The sequence below is a fragment of the Sphingobacterium sp. IITKGP-BTPF85 genome (assembly GCF_001006065.1).
GTDB lineage: Bacteria > Bacteroidota > Bacteroidia > Sphingobacteriales > Sphingobacteriaceae > Sphingobacterium > Sphingobacterium anhuiense.
In genome coordinates, this window is the sequence record NZ_ASZT02000266.1 from 1 (window position 1) to 2391 (window position 2391).

General features: G+C 30.9%; 4 protein-coding genes. All 4 read right to left on the reverse strand.

Annotated elements, in window-relative coordinates; genetic code table 11:
- Nucleotides 1–61: 61 nt before the first annotated feature.
- The 4 genes from L950_RS27425 to L950_RS29070 all read right to left on the reverse strand — a co-directional run bounded on the left by L950_RS27425 (nt 62) and on the right by L950_RS29070 (nt 1643).
- Nucleotides 62–529 (reverse strand): DUF5958 family protein, encoded by a 468-nt coding sequence (locus L950_RS27425; protein WP_021191086.1) that lies wholly within the window; start codon nt 527–529, stop codon nt 62–64.
- A gap of 27 nt (nt 530–556) precedes the next feature.
- Nucleotides 557–1015 (reverse strand): DUF695 domain-containing protein, encoded by a 459-nt coding sequence (locus L950_RS24905; protein ID WP_021191087.1) that lies wholly within the window; start codon nt 1013–1015, stop codon nt 557–559.
- 90 nt (nt 1016–1105) lie between these two features.
- Nucleotides 1106–1408, reverse strand: a complete 303-nt coding sequence (locus L950_RS24910) for a hypothetical protein (RefSeq protein WP_021191088.1) — start codon at nt 1406–1408, stop codon at nt 1106–1108.
- A 94-nt stretch (nt 1409–1502) separates the two neighbouring features.
- A complete protein-coding gene (locus L950_RS29070) occupies nt 1503–1643 on the reverse strand; it encodes a hypothetical protein (protein ID WP_021191089.1) in 141 nt (46 codons plus the stop codon).
- Between the last annotated feature and the right edge of the window lie 748 nt (nt 1644–2391).

Consider the following 2391-nt stretch of genomic DNA (forward strand, 5'->3'; position numbering starts at 1 on the left):
GCTAAAATAAAATGATTTTATTGTTTATTAGGCACAAATGTTTTTAGGACCTTGCATTTCTTTACATATTATGCCAATCATGCCCGCAACCATTTTTACATTCCGTATTCCGTCGTTGTGTATCGGTTTGTTTGAATATCCACAATAGTGCTATAATGGTCTTTTGTTGTTCATCTTTACGAAGTATCTCAAGTTTGTTAAATGCAATTTTAGTAGGGAACGATTTTAAAATTACAACTGGAGTAAAGGTAGGTTTAAGTGGTATACTGGCAATTGCTTGGATGTATGTATCGGTAGTATAATTTACTTTTTCGGGAATTGAATTGAAAATATAATCCCTTAACAATGTGAAAACAAGTTCAAATTCAAAATTGGCGTGATTAATTATTAATGAACTGCCTTGATTAAATTCAATTTTATCCTGAGCTATTTGATTTATTAGGGTGTCAAATTCTTCCATCGATATTTCGGATATTGATAAATAATTTTTAATACTTTTACTTAGTAAAATAGCTGAGTTAGTTGTCATCAAATATTTTTAAAGCAAAGCTTTTCTCTACTTCCAATCTGTCAAATGCCACTTTGCCAACTCCCAATTATTGTCCGGATCGATTCGATAGTCAAACTGTCTAGGGGAGGAGTTGGCTGTAATAATTTCTTGGAGAAATCTATTTGAGATTTCAGGATCGTATACTCGCCAAATTAATTCTCGCGTTTTATTCCAGGTTATTCTTGCAAGAAATAAGGCATTAGGTTTTTCCTTATCCGGGCCTTTTATTTCATTATCCAAATAATCGCCATAGTTATCAATTACTTCAACTTCACTTTTTGAAGGCATTCCATTATCGATTAAATCTTCTAGATCTATCATAATCGATAAGTGCCATGCGAAAACTATTTTTGGTTCAAATTTCCTTAAAGCAGTATTGACCACGGCCACACCTGGAAAATTATCTTGCTTAAAATTTAACACTGAATAGGATTCGTCGGGTATCAATACTTTATAATCTGTCATAATTTATATTCTGGTGTTATTTCTTAAAGTGAGTGTGATCTGGGTTATAATAACAAATAGTGTGCAAAAGGTAATAATAATCTGAAATGGCTACATATAACCGTAAATCGTTATTGAATCCTGATCAGTGTCGAATGGATAGTTTTTATCTTCGAGAAATGAGACCAATGATTCGTTACCTAACAACGTTATTTTTTCAATATCCAGAAATTTTATGAATCCGCTTTTGTCATCAATGATGAGGCAGTCAGACTCCAATTCGCGAATAAGCGTTACTCCGATTTCTATTTCATGGTTTAATCTCTTTAATGAAAATTGTCTACCTAATTGCTCCAATAATTCAAATAAATTAAACCATTTGATATTATTTAATAAACCAGATTTAGTATTCATTATAGTCTGTTATTGAAGATTAGTATTTAAGCTGAATAGTTTTATAATCTTGCTAAGATATCAATTTCACTCTATACTTTTTAGTTCATACGCTTCAATTTGATTTCTTTAAAACTTCATCCACATATTCATTAAATCTATTGTATCCGTTATGTGATGGATTATTAAGATCTATCATTCCATCCAATCCAGAATCGTAGATTTGCCAACCCTGTAATTTTGTCAATTGTATCATTTCATAAATAGCATTTTCACCATATAGATGTAAAATTTCATTTGAATTTAACTTATCATCTACAAAATAATCTATTTCAAAACCATCTCCAACGATAGTGCTACAGTTATCTTTAACTTCAATTCTTTTGAAATACGCTTGTAGCGGTGTGAAAAAATCGGTAGCTATTAACTGATCCTCCTGAATTTCTTTAAGATCCGTTATTATCTGTTACGAATTAAACAAAACAATATCCGAACTCATTAAGGTGATATTATATGGACGTATTATATAACTAATATAGTATAAATATAATAAATCATTGATATCTAAGGCGAACAAAATTAAATCCATTTAAACTAAAATTTATAGCAAAAATAAACTAATATATTTAGTTTTATTATTTATCTTTGGATATTGAATAAGGATGGACACGATATTAAGATAACCGGTTGCTCAACATTTTTGCGTGTTCATCCTGTTCAATATTGATTTAAAGAAGGGGAGAGTTCTGTAAGTTCACTTTATAGTAAGGAATTTAAGACCGAAATGTTGACCTGTTGGAATAAGGAGATAATAATAAATATTAATTGCGATGAATGTACCATTGACAATCGAGATCTTGAAGGACTTAAAACATAAGGGACTACAATATCCTGAAGTCTGAGAATAGTGTGGATGATGTTATACAGCATTTTGCCCCGACAAAAGTAAACGACCTATGGCCGTTTATGAGCGAGTTTAAGGAAGAGTCTGCGACAGTCGTGAA